Origin of the sequence: Achromobacter sp., from assembly GCF_036567245.1 — a bacterium.
Classification (GTDB): Bacteria; Pseudomonadota; Gammaproteobacteria; order Burkholderiales; family Burkholderiaceae_B; genus Achromobacter.
Genome location: NZ_DATCUY010000590.1, coordinates 1 through 1,896, shown reverse-complemented (window position 1 = coordinate 1,896; position 1,896 = coordinate 1). Strand labels below are relative to the sequence as shown.

Sequence of the window (1,896 nt, the reverse complement as noted above, 5' to 3'; positions counted from 1 at the left end):
CTGGCTGCGGCTGCGCGGGCGGCCGACACCTTCGGCAAACGCCTGAGCGAGGGCCGGCTGGCCGACGCGCTGCTGGCCTCCGAGGACCGCAAGCTGGTGGACATGGCGGGCTATGCCAATCCTGGCACCGCGCGTTCACGTTTCGTGCTGATCCGGTTCGGTTTGGCGATCCTGCTGCCGGTGGCGGCGGTCACGCTGGACCTGAGCAAGCATCTTCCGGCCATGCCGATGGGCGCCTTCGTCGCGGGTTTTGTCGGCTTCGCGGCCGGCTACATGCTGCCCAAGTGGATCGTGCAGCGGCGTCTGGCGCGCCGCCGCAGGCAAGCGGCCGACGAGCTGCCCCTGCTGATCGACCTGCTGCGCCTGTTGCAGGGCGTGGGCCTGTCGATCGACCAGAGCCTGCAGGTGCTGGTCAAGGAGTTCGGGCAGGTGCTGCCAGTGCTGGCGTTCGAATTGCGCCTGGCCTCCGAACTCTATGTGCGCGGCCGCACGCGCGAGCAATCGCTGGCCAGGCTGGCCACGGGCTTCGACAACGACGACCTGTCCGCCATCTGCCGCCTGATCGCGCAGGTGGACCAGCATGGGGGCGCGGTGCAGGAGCCCTTGAACCGTTTTGGCGAGCGTCTGCGGGACAAGCGACGCCTGGAACTGAAGGAGAAGGTGGGCAAGACCACGGTCAAGATGACGGGGGTCATGATCGTGACCCTGTTGCCCGCGCTGTTGATCGTTACGGGCGGGGCGGGGTTTATCGCGGTGTTGCGCGGCTTGTCGCGCATGGGGGGAATGTAATGAACGGCGCAACGGAAAGCAGGTCGCGCGCATGGCGTTGCGCGCTGGCGGCCACGGCGCTGGCTGCGGGCGCGGGCTTGAGCGGATGCAAGACCAACAACGCGGAATCCGCCTGGCAGCTGATCCAGCAACAGCAGCAGGAGCAGGCGCTGATGCGGCAGAAGGAAGACGAGGCCCAGAGCAAGAGCCGGCCCAAGGAGCCCGAGATGATGCTGTCCATGATCGTCGAGGCGCAGCGCCAGGAACGCTATTACGCGTCGCTCGCTTACATCGACGGCTATCAGCAGAAGTACGGCAACGATGCGCGGGTGGCGGTTCTGCGCGCCGAGGCGCTGCGCCAGACCGGACAGGCGGCGCAGAGCGAGCAGGCCTACCGCGCGCTGACCGCTACCGACCAGGCCGCCGAGGGCTGGCATGGCCTGGGCCTGATCGCTGGATCGCGCGGGCAGTTCGACCAGGCGGCCGATTACTTTTCGCGCGCGGCCAGGCTGGCGCCGATGGACGCGCGGATCCTGGGTGACCTGGGCTACGCGCGGCTGCGGGCGGGCGATCCGGCGGGTGCGCGCGTGCCTCTGGGGCAAGCGGCCGAATTGACGCCGGAAAGCGGCAAGGTGCTGGCGAACCTGGCGGTGCTGCTGCTGGTCGAGGGCGATCCGCTCAAGGCGCAGCGCCTGATGGAGCGGGCGCAGTTGAGCGATGAAGCGCGCGGGCAGGTATTGCGCCTGGCCGCCGAGATCCGCGGCCAGTTGGCCCCGGCGCCGGGCGCGTCCTACGCGCCGGCCACCCGGGTGTCCAGCGGCGGGCAGGCGGTCATGCCGACCATGAGCCCGTTGATGGAAGGGTTGGGCAACGGACCCATCGTGCGCTAACCCCCGTTTTGAGGAAGACTGCCATGTCTCATTCGACCCAGCCCGCATTGTTCATCCTGGCCTGCGCCCTGGGGGCGCTGGCGCCTTCTGCCTGCCATGCGCAATCCAATGCGCCGCTGACGGGCAGCATGTCGGGCGCCGCGAGCAGCGCGCCCGCGCCTGCCCCCGCATCTTCCCCCGCAGCTGCCATGCCCGACCGGCCGGTGGTGCAGCAGATGCAGACTCCGCTGCCGCAAGC

General features: G+C 69.1%; 2 protein-coding genes and 1 pseudogene. All 3 read left to right on the top strand.

Annotated features, from left to right (window positions below):
* Positions 1-789: type II secretion system F family protein (locus tag VIR09_RS24970; protein WP_332015291.1), on the top strand; the 789-nt coding region annotated here is incomplete at its 5' end.
* Positions 789-1,658, top strand: a complete 870-nt coding sequence (locus VIR09_RS24965; RefSeq protein ID WP_332015290.1) for a tetratricopeptide repeat protein — start codon at positions 789-791, stop codon at positions 1,656-1,658. The genes VIR09_RS24970 and VIR09_RS24965, both read left to right, overlap by 1 nt.
* A gap of 23 nt (positions 1,659-1,681) precedes the next feature.
* A pseudogene (locus VIR09_RS24960) lies at positions 1,682-1,896 on the top strand (DUF3613 domain-containing protein); the annotation flags it as partial.

Excerpts from the sequence above, each read along its gene's own strand:
- VIR09_RS24965 (WP_332015290.1), top strand. The coding sequence starts at position 789 with ATGAACGGCGCAACGGAAAGCAGGTCGCGCGCATGGCGTTGCGCGCTG.